Origin of the sequence: Aestuariivirga sp., from assembly GCF_041738905.1 — a bacterium.
In the GTDB taxonomy this organism is placed as follows: Bacteria; Pseudomonadota; Alphaproteobacteria; order Rhizobiales; family Aestuariivirgaceae; genus Aestuariivirga.
Window position 1 is genome coordinate 1 of the sequence record NZ_JBGSOZ010000036.1, and the last position, 14,236, is coordinate 14,236.

Here is a 14,236-nt window from a genome sequence, read left to right on the forward strand (position 1 = left end):
GGCGTGATGGCGTTCACCGACTTTGGAATCGAGACCCTCGCGGAGCTGATCAAAATCCACAAAGACAACCCCATGCTTCTGAAGCGTTGAGTCCCGCCAACTCGCCGACTGCAAAGCCGGCGGCCTACGACGGATGGCTACTTGAATGTCTGCCCGCATAAGGGCGCTCCGCTCTGCGAAGGCCCGCAGTGCGGAACGACCGCATGGGATGGCGGTGGAAAATTCATTTCCTGCCGCGACAACGAGATCGTCCGCTGCGCATGGCACGGCTGGGAGTTCGACATCAGATCAGGTGCCTCGCTCGTCGATCCGGATGTCAAGGCCCGCACGTTTCCGGTGACGGTTGAAGGTGGCAACGTCTTCGTTCTTGCCTGACTCTATAATGTCGTCATGCCCGGCCGCAGTGCCGGGCATCTTCATCGATTCAGAACACAAGATGGCCGGGACAAGCCCGACCACAATGAGTTGCATTGATCAGGCACGGAGCGCCTTGTTGTCCGGATCATAGGGACTCTCGGGGATCACGGTTGCCTTGAACAGCTTGCCGAGGATCTTGATCTCGAGTTCCGTTCCGATCGCTGAGCACTCCGGCTTCACCATGCCCAGCGCCAGAGACTTGTTCACCCGGAAGCCGAAGCCGCCATTGGTGGCACGCCCAACAAGCGTTCCCTTCGCATAGAGCGGCTCAGACCCGCGCGCATCCGAATCGCCATCCGTCACGCCATGAACTTCCATGGTCACGAAATTCCAGTTGAGGCCCTTCTGTTTGGCTTCCACCAGGGCATCTCGGCCGATGAACTGGCCTTTGTTCGGATGCACGAACCGGTCGAGGCCCGATTCATAAGCTGAGTACTCGATCGAAAGTTCGCGCGGCACGAGGCGGTAGCTCTTCTCGATCGACAGCGCACCCATGGCCTTGATGCCATAGGGGCGAATACCGAATTCCTTGCCCGCCTCCATCAAGTGGTCGAACAACGCGATCTGCTGCTCGATCGGGTGATGGAATTCCCAGCCGAGTTCGCCGACGAAGTTCACGCGAAGCGCATGGGCCGTCGTGGTGCCGACGCTGATCTCCTTGCCCGACAGCCATGGGAAGGCTTCGTTCGAGAGATCGGCATCGGTGAGCTTCTGCAGCACCTTGCGCGAGTTGGGGCCAGCGAGCACCAGAACGCCAAAACGCGTTGTGATGGCGTTGAGCCGCACCGAGCCATCGGTGGGCGCAAGCTTCCGCAGATAGTCATGGTCGTGCCGCTCATAGGCACCAGCGGAGACAAGATAGAACCGGCCGGGCGCCCATTCATAGACGGTGAACTCGGCGCGCACACCACCGCGAGGCGTCAGCATGTGGCAGAGCGCGACACGGCCCATCTTCTTCGGGATCTTGTTGGCAAGAATCGATTCGAGCCACTCCCGCGCGCCGGGGCCGGAGACCTCCATCTTGGCGAAGGCCGACATGTCCTGCACCGCGACGTTTTCCATCACGTTGCGGCATTCCTCGCCAACGAACTTGAAATAGTTCGAGCGGCGGAACGACCACTTTTCCACGATACGGCCATCATCCGTAGGCGGAGCATAATTGTGGTTGGTGAGGACATCGGGGCTCTTCAATTCGTCCTTCGTCAGCGCATAGTCCTTGGGCGCGAACCAGCCCGGACGTTCCCAGCCGTAGACCGAGCCGAACACCGCACCCAGATCCTTCATGCGGTCATAAACCGGCGTACGCTTCAGGGGTCGCGCGGCGGAACGCTCTTCATCCGGATAATGTGGCGTGAAGACATTGGCATAGGCTTCTTCGTTTTTGGCCTTGAGGTACCCGCGTGTGGCATAGGGGCCGAAACGGCGAGGATCGACGCCCATCATGTCGATCGAGGGCTCGCCCTCGACGATCCATTCGGCAAGCTGCCAGCCCGCTCCGCCTGCTGCGGTAACACCAAAGGAATGGCCCTCGTTCAGCCAAAAATTTTGTCTGTCCCATGCCGGTCCAATGATGGGCGAGCCATCCGGCGTATAGGCAATGGCTCCGTTATAGACCTTCTTGATACCCACTTCGCCGAAGGCCGGCACGCGTGCAATTGCTGTTTCGATGTGGGGCGCCAGCCGGTCGAGGTCTTCCTGGAAGAGTTCGTATTCGCTCTGGTCCGAAGGGCCATCCATGTAGCAGCAAGGTGCGCCGTGCTCATAAGGCCCGAGCAGCAGCCCGCCGTTTTCCTCGCGCATATACCAGCTCGAATCCGCCTCGCGCAGCACTCCCATTTCAGGCAGGCCCTTGGCCTGGCGTTCCTTGATCAGCGGATGCGGCTCGGTGACGATGTACTGGTGCTCGACGGGAATGACCGGAATGTCGAGGCCCACCATGGCGCCGGTCTTGCGCGCAAAGTTTCCAGATGCCGAGACGACGTGTTCGCAGGTGATATCGCCCTTGTCGGTCTTGACGATCCACTCGCCATTGGGCTTCTGCTCGATGCCGGTGACGACCGTATTGCGGTAGATTTCAGCTCCCCGCGTCCGCGCGCCCTTCGCCATTGCCTGTGTCAGGTCAGCTGGCTGGATATAGCCATCATCCGGATGCTGGATTGCGCCGATGATGCCGTCGGTCTCGCAGAGCGGCCAGATTTCCTTCACCTGCTCAGGGGTGAGGATATTGACCTTCACGCCGATCGTTTCCGCGATGCCGGCGTAGTACATGAACTCGTCCCAGCGGTCAGGCGTTCGGGCGAGGCGGATGTTGGACACCTTGCTGAAGCCTGCATGCTGCCCGGTTTCGGCTTCGAGCTCCCCGTAGAGCTTCACCGAATACTTGTGAATCTGGCCGACCGAATAGGACATATTAAAGAGGGGCAGCAAGCCCGCGGCATGCCAGGTGGATCCAGATGTCAGTTCCTTGCGCTCGATGAGCACCACGTCGCTCCAGCCCTTCTTGGCCAGATGATAGAGCGTGCCGACGCCAACCACGCCACCGCCAATGACGACCACGCGCGCATGTGTTTTCATGAAATGTCCCTCTGAGGCCGGAAACCGAATTCTCGGCACAATAGTGAGCGAAATTCAACACGCGTGAGGTGGAACGACCGGGACAGGACGGAATCCGACACTACCCCGCAAAACCGCCTGACTTCAGGAAGGCCAGTTCTTGCGGCGTGGAGGGCCGGCCAAGAACCGGATTACGATGCGGGAAGCGCCCGAATCTGGCGATGATGTCGAGGTGGACTCTGGCCCAATGCGCCATCTCCGAAAGACCCATGGTTTGAAACAGGGCAACTCCCCGGCGCTGGGCGTCGATGTCTTCCGCATGCTCGAAGGGCATGATCAGCCAGCGCGCGCGGGGCGGCACGAGCTTCTGGTGATAGCCCTTGCCGATCCAGTCCTTCGCCAGCCGGAGTGCCCTTGAATCAGCCGCGAAGGCCAGTTGATTGCCGCGGTGGATGTTGCGCGAGACCTGGTCGAGAAGCAGGACCAGCCCGAGCGCTCGTTCCGGCGTTTCACCCCAATGATCATAAGCGCCGTCGCGGGCCTCTCGCAGTGCATCGCCGAAACGAACTCTCAAGGCTCCATCGAAGGCCGCATCCTTGACGAACCAGCTCGCTTCTCCGGCCTGTTCCCAGAAGGAAACGATTTCCTGTGGCGTCATGTGAGCCTCATGTGTTTCTCTATGAAACTAGCAAGCGCCGAGACATCATCGCGGTCGAACAGCCGCACCGGAGCATCCGGCACGGGTCCATTGGACGCAATGGCAACGATGGTCGGATCATCACCCGCCAGTTTCGGATGGTCGAGCGCAATGTTGCGCACTTCGATCTTGTCATGGCTATCGCGCTTGTAACCTTCGACGATCACCAGGTCACAAGGCGCGAGTTTGGAAAGGATTTCGTCGAGGGTGGGTTCAACCTCGTCCCGCAATTCGTGGATGATGGCCCAGCGGTGCCGCGATACGACCGCCACTTCTCCTGCTCCAGCCTTGCGGTGGCGAAAGCTGTCGCGTCCTTCGTGATCGATGTCGAAGGAGTGATGCGCGTGTTTCACGGTTGATATGCGATGGCCGCGCCGCGTCAGTTCCGTCACCAGCCTTTCAACCAGCGTGGTCTTTCCGGCATTTTTGAATCCGGCAACGCCGATGACCTTGTTCATGGCGCGAACTCTGCCGCAATACGCTCGGCCTCGGCAAGGTCTATCGGGGTGTTGACGTTGAAAAAGGGATCGAACGGGTCAACGTCCCATGTGGCGGCGGCACTACCGCTTGTGAGGGCCCAGTCCTTCACCCTGAATATGCGATCCTGTTCAATTGCAATCTCCAGCCGTTCCAGCAGGTTGTGTGGCCAAAGGCCCGTCAGGAAATGACGCTGGTCGCCTGAGGCTGCGATTGCGGGTAGCGATTTTTCCGCCTGAAGACGAGGAACAAGGTCCCGCGGCATGAACGGCGTGTCCGAAGGAACGGTCAGTGCCGCGTCGAAACCATGCTCTCTGGCGAAGGCTATGGCGGCATGAATTCCGGCAAGCGGAGTGTCAATATCGGTCAGTCGGTCAGGTATGACCGTAAACCCCAGTTCCTTGAAGCGGCTCGCATCGCCGTTCGCGTTGATGACAAGTGCTGTGACCTGGGTGGCGATCCGGGACGAGACATGAGACAGGATCGTTCTTCCTTTAAGCAGGGCAAATGCCTTCTCGAATCCCATACGTGAGGAGCGCCCGCCCGCCACGATGACCCCGGCGATCTTCATGCGTGAGGGTAGGGCCGCAGTGGCGGGACCCAGATCGTGATGGCGTCGCCTTTACGAATAGTGCCCTCCGCCTCGACCCAGCCCACCACACCGCGCTTGTGCTTCGCCGCCTTCACGAATCCTGCCGTCTGTTCCGGGTGATGTTTCTCGATAATATCTGCCGGATAGCGGCACGGCAGGTTCTCGATATCGACCACGATCATGGCGCCTGAAGGAAATTGCAGCCTTGTCGACGGCGGCAGCAAGGTCAGGTCGGGAATGCCGCGTGTGACCAGATTGGCACCCACCCAATCGGGCTTGACGTGCAGTATGCCCATGGCGTTTGCCACCTCGGCAAGCTCCTCGGTGGAGAGGATGGAAAGCTGGCGCGCGTTCCTCACCAGCGTCCCTCGTTTGAACTGCTTCAGCATCCGGCTGTCGGATTTCCGAGTCAACCCGCCATGGCAATCTCCTTCAATGCCGGAAAACAGAAGTCGTGACTCCTGCACCATCTGTTTCTCAAGCCCGGACTTTCTGTCAGGATTTAGCAGCAGGCACTCGACCGTTCCCTGAAACGGAAGCTTGGTGAGGAGGTCGGGCATGGGTATGACTCCGGCGGAAGCGATGGTATTCACTACCCCGGTCATGTCCGAAAATCACTCCGAAATCACCCTCGATGTGTCCGGCCTCCTCTGCCCGCTCCCCGTGCTGAAGGCGCGGAAGCGGCTTGCGGCGATGGCATCCGGCCATGTGCTGAAGATCATTGCCACCGACCCCATGTCGGCCATAGACATGCCTCACTTTTGCAACGAGCAGGGCCATACGCTTCTGGACCAGACGACGGAAGCCGGGACCCTCACATTCAGGATCAGACGGAAATGACTTTCGATTTCGGGGCGTTCAACAACTGGGGTCAATTGAAGAAGGTCGCTGTGCGCGACGTGGCAACGGCTTTTTCCAGCGATGCCAAGATTGATGCCGAATGGAAGGACTTGAATTTTCATTCCAGGCCCGATCTGGAGAACGCAAGAGTGGAATATTCCGTCGTTGAGGATATCTTGAAATCAGCGGGTGCCGAGGTCATCAAGCTGCCCGCGGGTGATGGACTAACACTCGATTCTATCTATACCCATGACGCACTGATCGTCACGCCGCGCGGACTGGTGAAGCCCCGCATGGGCAAGCCGCAGCGCCGCAAGGAATCCTCTGTCAACGGCGCGGCGCTGGAAGCATTGGGTTTCCCTATCGCCGGAGAGATCACCGGCGAGGGCAAGGTCGAGGGTGGCGACCTCGTCTGGATCGACCGATACACACTTCTGGCCGGCATAGGCTACCGCACCAATCTCGAGGGTGTTCGCCAGTTGGGTGAACTTGCGGGCGAGGACGTTGAAATCCTCTGGTTCGACATGCCGCACTACAAGGGCCGCTCGGATGTCTTCCACCTGATGTCTTGTCTCAGCCCGCTCGACCATAATCTGGCAGTTGTTTATCCGCCCCTGATGGCGGCCCGTCAGGTCGAGTTCCTCGAGTCGCGCGGCATCAAGTTTGTGGAGGTTCCGGCAGAGGAATTCGACACCATGGGCTGCAACGTTCTGGCGCTTGGCCCCCGTCACGCCATGATGGTGGAAGGGAACCCCGAAACCGAACGCCGCATGAGGGCGGCAGGCGTGAAGGTCGAGGTCATCAAGGGCTACGACATCTGCCGCAAGGGCGAGGGCGGCCCCACCTGCATGACGAGGCCACTGGTCCGTGGTTGATCGGCTCCTGATGACAAGTATGGCCGGGCATTGCCTGGCCATTTCAGTGACAAATGGGTTCTTAGTTCAGCCCAGCAACTCCTGGATCTTCTTCGAGAAGCCCACGGTCACGCTGCCATCCTTGTGTTCGATCAGGGGCCTGCGGACAAGCGACGGATTTTCGACCGCCAGCGAAACCGCCTTGGCTTCGGTCAGATCGGCGGTCTTCTCGGCCGGCAAACCGCGCCAGGTGTAACCCGCGCGATTGATCATCTTTTCCCAGCCGCCGAGCGCCCTGGACCATTTGGCCACCTGCTCCTTGGTGATGGGATTGTCCTTCACGTCGGAAAAACTGTGGGCAATCTTGCGCTCTTCCAGCCAGTCGATGGCCTTCTGGCAGGTGGAGCATTTCGACAGTCCGTAGAGTTTCAGTGCCATGGCATTACCTGTTGAGAGAAAGTGTCTTGTCGGTGAAGGCATCGGCCCCGCCAGTGATCTGGTCGGTAAACGCACGGAACAGCCCCTCGATCATCGACTTCTCGATATCCTTGACGATGAAGACGAGGCGGGTCCGCTCGTCTCCATCCGGCCAGGCCTCCAGCCTGACTGGTGGATGAAATACGTGCTGGACACCGTGCAGGACCACAGGGCGCGCCGGATCGTCCGACACTTTCACGATTCCCTTCATCCGCAGCATGTTGGCGCCGTGGTATGACTTCAGCAGTTCCATGAAGAGTTCAAGTCCCTGCGGGCTGATGGCGTTGTTTTCGGTGAAACTGAACGAGTGGATGTGATCGTCATGGCGTGAGACATCGTCATGGTGATGGTCATGATCGTGGGCATGCCCGTGATGCCGGTGCCGCCGTCCGCGCTTTTCGCCCGTCTGATACGCTTCTGTTGCCAGCCACGCCTGAACGTCCGGCGTCTTCTTCGTGGGATCGAACAGGCCCATGGTGAACAACCGCTCGGCAGTCGCCTCGTTGCGATGCGTGGTCAAGAGCCGCGCCGCCGGATTGAGTTTTCTCAGCCGCCCGATGATGGCGAACAGCATGTCCTCGCCTTCGCGGCCTTCGAGCAGATCGACTTTGGTGAGCACGATACGGTCCGCCACCGCCACCTGCTTCACGGCTTCCATATGCGCATCGAGAGTTGCCATGCCGTTGAAGGCATCGACGACCGTGATGACGCCCTCAAGGCGGCAGGCCGCGAGCAGGCCCGGCTCGCTCATCACCGCATGCAAGACAGGAGCGGGATCGGCGAGGCCCGTGGTTTCGATCACGATGCGGTCAAAGCGCTTGATCTCGCCACGTCCACGCCTGGCCAGCAAGTCATGTATCGTGTCGATAAGATCGCCGCGGATGGTGCAGCACAGGCAGCCTGATGCCATCTCGATGACATTCTCATCAGCCCGCTCGACCAGCAGATGATCGATCCCCACGTCACCGAATTCGTTGATGATGACGGCGGCGTTGGCGAGGAAGGGGTCCTTCAGCAGGAAATTGAGCAGGGTTGTCTTCCCGGCACCGAGGAAGCCAGTGAGGATCGCGACAGGAATTGGAGTTTCGGCCATGGCAGCTATCTTTTCCATCTTCCGATGAGGCTTGAGGCGACGAGAGCGGCAAGCACCAGTCCTCCACCGGCATATTGATTGGCCTGCAGCCGCTCGCCAAGGAAGGCGGCAGCGATCCCGGTCGTCACGACGGGTTCGAGATTGTAGAAGGGAGCGACGGTCGAGGCAGGGGCAAAGCGGAGCGAGAGCATCTGCCCCATGTATCCAAAGACGTAGACCGCTCCCAGCCCGGCCATGAAGGCGAGACCCGCGGAGGTGGCTGTTCCGCCCGGAAATATCTGAATTGTCCCTCCCCCTGTGTACAGCGCGATGGCCAGCATGGGCGGCAGGATGGCGATATGAACAAGGCTTCCGAACACGCTGGGCGTCAGGTAGCGCGAGATCGCGCGGCCGGAAAAGAACTGCAGTGCGGCCCCAATGGCAGCCAGTGCCGCAAGGAGAATTCCCCGGATGTCGAGACTGTCGAAACTGGGGCCTATGACGATCGCGAGTCCGGCGAAGGCAACGATCGAGATGAGAATACGCGGCAATCCTGGATTTCTCCCCTCGACAAGCGGTGCAGCCAGCATGACGAGGACAGGAAAGAGATAGAAGATGATGACAGCCAGCCCTACGGGAATGAACTGCACTGAAACGAGGTAGCCGATCGAGACGAAGATCGTCGCAAGCGACTGACCGGCAAAGCTCGGCCAGGCTGCGCGGGGAATGGCGAACCTTTTACCCTGGACGACTGCGACCATGGCAAAGATGATGGCGATCACGTAGGTCCGGAACAGCGTGCTCTCCATGGAGGGAACGCCATTCACGAAAGCCCCGCGGGTAAAATTCGGAACGAGTCCGTAGAGCGCGGCAGCACCCAGCGCGCATGCGATTCCGAGCCCGGTACGATTGATCATCTGGACTCAGTTTTTCTTCTTTTTCTTCTTTCGGGTAGATTTCTTCTTCAGCTTGCTGACGTCCGATCCCTGGGCAGCCGTCGATGAGGTAACCGGAGGCGGGTCAGGTACGAGGGCTGCGATCTGGGCGAAAGTATCAGGCGTTATGACCTCGCATGGTGCGTTTGCAGCTCGGTAGCTTGCACATGCGGCAAGACTCTTCTGCTGGTCCAGATTCCACATCGCGGCAGCATATCCACCCTTGCCGGGCATGCGGATGATGCCGGGCGTTCCCGGCAGCTGCATGCCGTCGGGACTGAGCAGTCGTCCGCGCAGCGCCATGTCGGCGGTTGCCGAAGACTCATAATTGCCGAAGGAAACGCCCCAGCCACCGAGATCCTTCGAGCGGGCGATGGCGATTGGCTTCTGCTTGCACACCGTCTTGGTCATGTCGGCGGGCACGATGGCGCCGGTCTTCATGTTGGCGATGTCGGCGATCTTGGGGCGCGGCGCGGCCGGCCGGGAAAACCCGTCGACCAGAAGCATTTCAGCGAGGTCGGCGCGATGCTTTCCGCTGTTGGCGCCGAAGATGATGGCGGCGAGCTTCCGGCCCTCTTGCGTCGCGGTGGCTGCCAGGTTGAAACCCGAATTGCAGACGAAGCCGGTCTTCATGCCATCGGCTTCCGGCATCTGCCGGAGAAGCGAGTTCCGGTTCGACAGCTTCCGCTTTCCGACGGCCAGAAAGTCCTGCGAGAAGTAGTGTTGATGTTCGGGATAGTCCTTCAGCAAGGCTGCGACCAATAGGCCCATGTCGCGGGCCGTGGTGATGTGACGAGGATCGAACAGCCCATTGGGATTGACGAAATGGCTGCCGGTCATTCCCAGCTTCCGGGCCTGCGCATTCATTTCGTCCGCAAAGTTTTGGACGCTTCCCGAGGCGGCCTCGGCGAGAACATAGGCAATGTCGTTGGCCGAATAAACCAGCAGCGCCTGAAGGGCGAAGTCGGTCGACACCGTGCCAGAGACCGGAATACCGATCTTGCTGGGAGGCTGCGCATGCGCCAGCTCGGATACCGGCAGCTTCTGCTCCAGTTTCATTGTGCCGGCGTGCAGCTTTCCGAAGACGACATAGGCGGTCATCAGCTTGGTGATGGAAGCCGGATACCAGGGCTCGCCCGCCCGGTCCTGGGAGAGTACTTCTCCGGTCGCAGGGTCAAACAGGAGTGATGGTCCTGCGGCGGCCGCGATCGAATGGGTTGCGCCCAGGAGCATGGCAAGCGCCACGATGAAACGGCAAAGAACTGGCAAGCTGCCACGTCTCCCTGTTGTCAAAGAACGGCCAAGCTGTGTGAACACACGATTTGGCCCAATCTGCGGCAAGTCGTCCAGGCCTGCTGGTGCCCCTGGAGGGACTCGAACCCCCACGCCCTTGCGAGCAACAGATTTTGAGTCTGCCGCGTCTACCATTCCGCCACAGAGGCCCTTGTCCAAACCGCTTAATTGCCCTCTCTTGCGCCGTCAACCGTAAAGGGCGACAAGGCGTTGCATGATCCGGATTACCGATTCACTGGCAATTGACGAGGGCGACATCGTCTGGAACTTCGTCCGGGCATCGGGGCCGGGCGGACAGAACGTCAACAAGGTCTCGACCGCAGCCGAATTGCGCTTTGACGTGGCCAAGGCCTTCCTGCCTGAAGACCTGAAGATCCGCCTTCGAACAGTCGCGGGCCGCCAGCTGACGCTGGATGGGGTGCTCGTCATCACCTCGCAGGAAACCCGTTCCCAGGAACGCAACCGCGACATTGCTCTCCAGAAGCTCGTCGAAATGCTGCGGAAGGCTTCTCATCGTCCGAAACGCCGGATCGCGACGCGGCCCACCAAGGCTTCCAAGACACGCCGCCTTGAATCGAAATCGAAACGCTCCCAGACCAAGAAATTGCGGACCGCCCGGTCCGACACGGATTGATTGCTGATGCTCAGAAAGCTTTATGACTGGACCCTGTCGCTGGCGGGGCGAAAGACAGCCGAAGTCTGGCTGGCTGTGATTGCCTTCATCGAGAGTTCGGTCTTTCTCGTGCCGGCGGATGTGCTCTTCCTTCCCATGGCGCTGGCCCGGCCGGCCCGGGCCTACCGCTTTGCCCTGGTGGCAACGGTCGCTTCGACGCTGGGCGGCATTGCCGGATATTTTCTGGGAGCGCTGGCCTATGAAGCCTTCGCCAAACCCGTCCTGAGCTTCTACGGAAAGCTCGACGATTTCGAACATCTTCGCCAGTGCACGGGCGAAGACACCCTGATGATGCTGCTGGTCACCTCGGGCCTTTCGCATCTTCCTCCGATCAAGGTGGTCACCATCCTGGCGGGCGTCGCACAGATCAGCTTCATCTTCTTTGTCGTTTCCTGCGTCATCGCGCGGGGCGCGCGTTTCTTTGCGCTGGCTTGGGCGCTCCGCCGCTATGGCGAGCCAATCCAGGACTTCATCGAGAAACGCCTTGGCCTCATCGCTGCCCTTGCAGCGGCCATACTCATCGCGCTCTATCTGTTGATCAAGTATTCCGGCGTCTCGGGAGCCATCACGTCATGTTGAAAAGCATCACCCCGCAGCGTGCGGCTCTTCTGATCCTGGCTGTTGCCGCTGCGACGATCGCGGGAGCCTGGATCTTCGAGTTTGCGGGCTACGCGCCTTGTGATCTCTGTCTCAAGCAACGGTGGGCCTATTACGTCGCCATTCCGCTGGCCCTGGCGGTGGCGCTGATCTCGCCATCTTCGCCGTCGCTTGCCCGGTATGGCCTCGCCGGGCTGGCACTCGTCTGGCTGGGCAGCATGGTCTTCGGGATCTTTCATTCAGGTGTCGAATGGGGCTGGTGGCCGGGGCCGACCACCTGCACCGGCACGGGACAGTTGACCGGCGGCCTGCCCGATCTCTCGACTCCTGCGGTGATGTGCGACAAGGCCGCCATACGGATTCTCGGCCTTTCTCTGGCCGGGTGGAACGCGGTGATCTCGTTGGGGCTGGCGATTGTCGCGGTGGCTGGGGTCCGCGCTCAGGGATCGAGTTCGGTATCCCAGTAAAGGTAGTCCTGCCAGCTCTCGTGGAGGTAGTTCGGCGGGAACAGGCGGCCATTGCGATGTAGCTGGCTCACCGTTGGCCTGATTGGCCTTTGAGCCGGGAACATGTTGATCTGCTGAGGCATGTACCCTCCCTTCAGCAGGTTGCAGGGTGAACAGGCCGCGACGACGTTCTCCCATGTGGTCTGCCCGCCCTTCGAGCGGGGCGTGACGTGGTCAAAGGTGAGATCATCGTGTCCGCCGCAATACTGGCAGGTGAATCGGTCGCGGAGAAAGACATTGAACCGCGTGAAGGCCGGTGTTCGCGAGGGCTTCACATAGGTCTTGAGAGAAACGACGCTCGGCAGTCGGAATTCGAAGGTCGGGCTTCTCACCACCCGATCATACTCGGACACGATGTTTACACGGTCGAGGAAGACCGCCTTGATGGTGTCCTGCCAGCTCCACAGCGACAAGGGATAGTAGCTCAACGGGCGGAAGTCCGCGTTGAGAACCAGGGCAGGGCAGGCTTCCGGCGCAACCGGCGCGAATTGCACGCTCACCTCACGGGTTCGATTCCCAGAACATTACTATATCTGGTGTGACGGTCCTGTGAAGTCCTTAGATAGGCGCCTGCGGCATCTGCTTCAGTCCGCGGTAATGACTCCACAGGAGCCGGGCGGCGGCGGCACGGTAGGGCCGCCATCCTGAGGCCATGGCGATCATGTCCTTGCTGCTGGGTCGAACCGGCAAATGGAGAAGTTCCTGCGCCGCCACCTGTAGCGCAAGGTCAGCCGCAGGCCAGGCGTCGGCAACCTGGAGAGCCGAGAGGAGGTAGATGTCGGCGGTCCATGGCCCTACGCCGCGGATGGCCATGAGGTGTTCCGCCGCTTCGTCTGCACTGAGCCGTGCCAGCACGTCGTTGTCGATCTGGCCGGACGCGTAGCCCTCTGCTGCCGCCAGGAAACATCGGGCCTTGGCTCCGGACAGGCCCAAAGCCTTCAGCTGATCGTAACCGCATGCAATGATCGCGTCCGGTTCGAACGGCGCCAGATGTGCAGCCAATCGTTTCCAGATGGCTTCACCAGCTTTCAGCGAGATGAGCTGATCGGTGACAATCCTCAGGAGGCTCGCCAATCCGGGCTCGCTATGCCGAAGGGAAGGAAGGCCATGACGCAGCACGATGGCCCGAAACTTCGGTTCGATCCGGACAAGATGATCGACGGCTTTCTGAAGCTCCTCCACTGTGGAAATGCGCACCATGGCTCTATTTACCTTTTGGACGATTGATCGCAAGAGCAGGCCATGAACCAACAGGTCTTCCGTTTCGCGCCCAGCCCCAACGGCCTGCTTCACCTGGGCCACGCCTACTCGGCCCTGCTGAACGACCGGATGGCCAGGGAGTCCGGCGGCCGCTTTCTGGTTCGCATCGAGGACACCGACGAAACGCGATGCAAGCCCGAGTTCACGGCCATGATCTTCGAGGACCTCGAGTGGCTTGGCCTGCGCTGGGAACAGCCGGTGCGGATACAGAGCGAGCACTTCGATGACTATGTGGCCAATCTCATGGCGCTATGGTCGGTGGGGGCTCTCTATCCCTGCTTCTGTTCGAGGAAAATTGCGGCGGCGCACGCATTGCAGAGTTTCGATCCCGATGGGCAGCCACATTATGGCGGCACCTGCCGGGCATTGCCGCGGGAATTGGCGGAGAAGCGGATTTCTGATGGCGCCGTTCACGGCTGGCGACTGAACATGGCCCGGCTTGGGGATCAGGAAGCCTCTGTCTGGGGAGATGCCGTCATCGCGAAGCGGCATGTGGGATCGAGCTATCATATCGCGGTCGTGACCGACGATGCCTTGCAGAAGGTCACCCATATCGTTCGTGGCAAGGACATGGAAGCAGCGACATCCATGCACAAGGTGTTGCAGCGCCTGCTCGAACTACCGACGCCAAACTATACGCATCATCCGCTGATAACCGATGAGAGTGGTCAGAAGCTGTCTAAGAGCCTGAAGAGTACGGCTCTGCGCCACTTGAGAAACGGCGGCGTCACGCCTGCCGACATCAGGAGGAGGCTTGGCTTTGACTGATCAGAAATCGCTGGTGATACCCTTGTTTTCCCAGTCGCCGAAGCGCGTGGGCTCGGGGCCTTGCCGGCCGTTGATTTCCTTCGGGAGCTCTGGAGGGGCCGCAGACTTGCGGCGCTCCTCCGCCTCGGCAAGGGCACGCCGGGCTTCGGGAGTGAGCTTGTCCGGTTCGATGATCTTGTGGTCGTCCGTCATTGCTATCATATGGGGCGGCAGGCAACAGCTTGG

General features: G+C 60.2%; 19 protein-coding genes and 1 tRNA gene. 7 read left to right on the forward strand and 13 right to left on the reverse strand.

Going from position 1 to position 14,236, the window contains the following annotated elements; all coding sequences use genetic code 11:
• Positions 1–141: 141 nt before the first annotated feature.
• Positions 142–375 carry a Rieske (2Fe-2S) protein gene (locus ACEW8Q_RS02600; protein ID WP_373502491.1) on the forward strand — a complete coding sequence of 78 codons (234 nt, stop codon included), beginning with the start codon at positions 142–144 and terminating at the stop codon, positions 373–375.
• 99 nt (positions 376–474) lie between these two features.
• On the opposite strand, the gene ACEW8Q_RS02605 is transcribed toward ACEW8Q_RS02600, so the two are convergent.
• The 5 genes from ACEW8Q_RS02605 to ACEW8Q_RS02625 form a co-directional block, all read right to left on the reverse strand.
• Positions 475–2,991 carry an FAD-dependent oxidoreductase gene (locus ACEW8Q_RS02605; RefSeq protein WP_373502492.1) on the reverse strand — a complete coding sequence of 839 codons (2,517 nt, stop codon included), beginning with the start codon at positions 2,989–2,991 and terminating at the stop codon, positions 475–477.
• A gap of 100 nt (positions 2,992–3,091) precedes the next feature.
• Positions 3,092–3,628, reverse strand: coding sequence for a DUF924 family protein (locus tag ACEW8Q_RS02610; RefSeq protein ID WP_373502493.1), 537 nt, complete (start codon positions 3,626–3,628; stop codon positions 3,092–3,094).
• Entirely contained in the window at positions 3,625–4,125 is a 501-nt protein-coding gene (mobB, locus tag ACEW8Q_RS02615) for a molybdopterin-guanine dinucleotide biosynthesis protein B (RefSeq protein ID WP_373502494.1), read from the reverse strand. Before mobB ends, ACEW8Q_RS02610 begins: the two co-directional genes overlap by 4 nt.
• Positions 4,122–4,715, reverse strand: a complete 594-nt coding sequence (gene mobA, locus ACEW8Q_RS02620) for a molybdenum cofactor guanylyltransferase (protein ID WP_373502495.1) — start codon at positions 4,713–4,715, stop codon at positions 4,122–4,124. Before mobA ends, mobB begins: the two co-directional genes overlap by 4 nt.
• Positions 4,712–5,296, reverse strand: a complete 585-nt coding sequence (locus ACEW8Q_RS02625; RefSeq protein ID WP_373502496.1) for an MOSC domain-containing protein — start codon at positions 5,294–5,296, stop codon at positions 4,712–4,714. The genes mobA and ACEW8Q_RS02625 overlap by 4 nt, the downstream gene beginning before the upstream one ends.
• Before the next feature lie 43 nt (positions 5,297–5,339).
• Here ACEW8Q_RS02625 and ACEW8Q_RS02630 point away from each other — a divergent pair, with 43 nt between their 5' ends.
• Both ACEW8Q_RS02630 and ACEW8Q_RS02635 read left to right on the forward strand, forming a co-directional pair.
• Entirely contained in the window at positions 5,340–5,576 is a 237-nt protein-coding gene (locus tag ACEW8Q_RS02630) for a sulfurtransferase TusA family protein (RefSeq protein ID WP_373502556.1), read from the forward strand.
• Positions 5,573–6,451, forward strand: coding sequence for a dimethylarginine dimethylaminohydrolase family protein (locus tag ACEW8Q_RS02635; protein WP_373502497.1), 879 nt, complete (start codon positions 5,573–5,575; stop codon positions 6,449–6,451). The genes ACEW8Q_RS02630 and ACEW8Q_RS02635 overlap by 4 nt, the downstream gene beginning before the upstream one ends.
• A gap of 66 nt (positions 6,452–6,517) precedes the next feature.
• Here the strand turns inward: ACEW8Q_RS02635 and ACEW8Q_RS02640 are convergent, their stop codons facing one another.
• From ACEW8Q_RS02640 to ACEW8Q_RS02660, 5 genes are all read right to left on the reverse strand, one after another.
• The gene (locus ACEW8Q_RS02640) at positions 6,518–6,868 is read right to left on the reverse strand and encodes a Spx/MgsR family RNA polymerase-binding regulatory protein (RefSeq protein ID WP_373502498.1); all 351 of its coding nucleotides are present in this window, start codon (positions 6,866–6,868) and stop codon (positions 6,518–6,520) included.
• A 4-nt stretch (positions 6,869–6,872) separates the two neighbouring features.
• Positions 6,873–8,000, reverse strand: a complete 1,128-nt coding sequence (locus ACEW8Q_RS02645; RefSeq protein ID WP_373502499.1) for a GTP-binding protein — start codon at positions 7,998–8,000, stop codon at positions 6,873–6,875.
• Positions 8,001–8,005: 5 nt separating this feature from the next.
• Positions 8,006–8,896, reverse strand: coding sequence for a DMT family transporter (locus ACEW8Q_RS02650; RefSeq protein WP_373502500.1), 891 nt, complete (start codon positions 8,894–8,896; stop codon positions 8,006–8,008).
• 6 nt (positions 8,897–8,902) lie between these two features.
• Positions 8,903–10,183, reverse strand: a complete 1,281-nt coding sequence (locus tag ACEW8Q_RS02655; RefSeq protein WP_373502501.1) for a D-alanyl-D-alanine carboxypeptidase family protein — start codon at positions 10,181–10,183, stop codon at positions 8,903–8,905.
• A gap of 87 nt (positions 10,184–10,270) precedes the next feature.
• Positions 10,271–10,356, reverse strand: a tRNA-Leu gene (locus ACEW8Q_RS02660).
• Positions 10,357–10,421: 65 nt separating this feature from the next.
• On the opposite strand from ACEW8Q_RS02660, the gene arfB reads away from it, so the two are divergent.
• From arfB to ACEW8Q_RS02675, 3 genes are read left to right on the forward strand one after another with little or no spacing between them, the layout of a single operon-like run.
• A complete protein-coding gene (arfB, locus tag ACEW8Q_RS02665; protein WP_373502502.1) occupies positions 10,422–10,841 on the forward strand; it encodes an alternative ribosome rescue aminoacyl-tRNA hydrolase ArfB in 420 nt (139 codons plus the stop codon).
• 6 nt (positions 10,842–10,847) lie between these two features.
• Positions 10,848–11,459, forward strand: coding sequence for a YqaA family protein (locus ACEW8Q_RS02670; RefSeq protein ID WP_373502503.1), 612 nt, complete (start codon positions 10,848–10,850; stop codon positions 11,457–11,459).
• On the forward strand, positions 11,453–11,944 hold the full coding sequence (locus ACEW8Q_RS02675) for a disulfide bond formation protein B (RefSeq protein ID WP_373502504.1): 492 nt from the start codon (positions 11,453–11,455) through the stop codon (positions 11,942–11,944). Before ACEW8Q_RS02670 ends, ACEW8Q_RS02675 begins: the two co-directional genes overlap by 7 nt.
• On the opposite strand, the gene ACEW8Q_RS02680 is transcribed toward ACEW8Q_RS02675, so the two are convergent.
• Both ACEW8Q_RS02680 and ACEW8Q_RS02685 read right to left on the reverse strand, forming a co-directional pair.
• A complete protein-coding gene (locus ACEW8Q_RS02680; RefSeq protein ID WP_373502505.1) occupies positions 11,917–12,483 on the reverse strand; it encodes an HNH endonuclease in 567 nt (188 codons plus the stop codon). The genes ACEW8Q_RS02675 and ACEW8Q_RS02680 overlap by 28 nt on opposite strands.
• 58 nt (positions 12,484–12,541) lie before the next feature.
• Positions 12,542–13,183, reverse strand: coding sequence for a DNA-3-methyladenine glycosylase (locus tag ACEW8Q_RS02685; RefSeq protein ID WP_373502506.1), 642 nt, complete (start codon positions 13,181–13,183; stop codon positions 12,542–12,544).
• 42 nt (positions 13,184–13,225) lie between these two features.
• Here ACEW8Q_RS02685 and gluQRS point away from each other — a divergent pair, with 42 nt between their 5' ends.
• Entirely contained in the window at positions 13,226–14,011 is a 786-nt protein-coding gene (gene gluQRS / locus ACEW8Q_RS02690; RefSeq protein WP_373502507.1) for a tRNA glutamyl-Q(34) synthetase GluQRS, read from the forward strand.
• On the opposite strand, the gene ACEW8Q_RS02695 is transcribed toward gluQRS, so the two are convergent.
• Entirely contained in the window at positions 14,012–14,203 is a 192-nt protein-coding gene (locus ACEW8Q_RS02695; RefSeq protein WP_373502508.1) for a DUF1674 domain-containing protein, read from the reverse strand. It abuts the gene before it with no gap.
• Positions 14,204–14,236 lie beyond the last annotated feature (33 nt).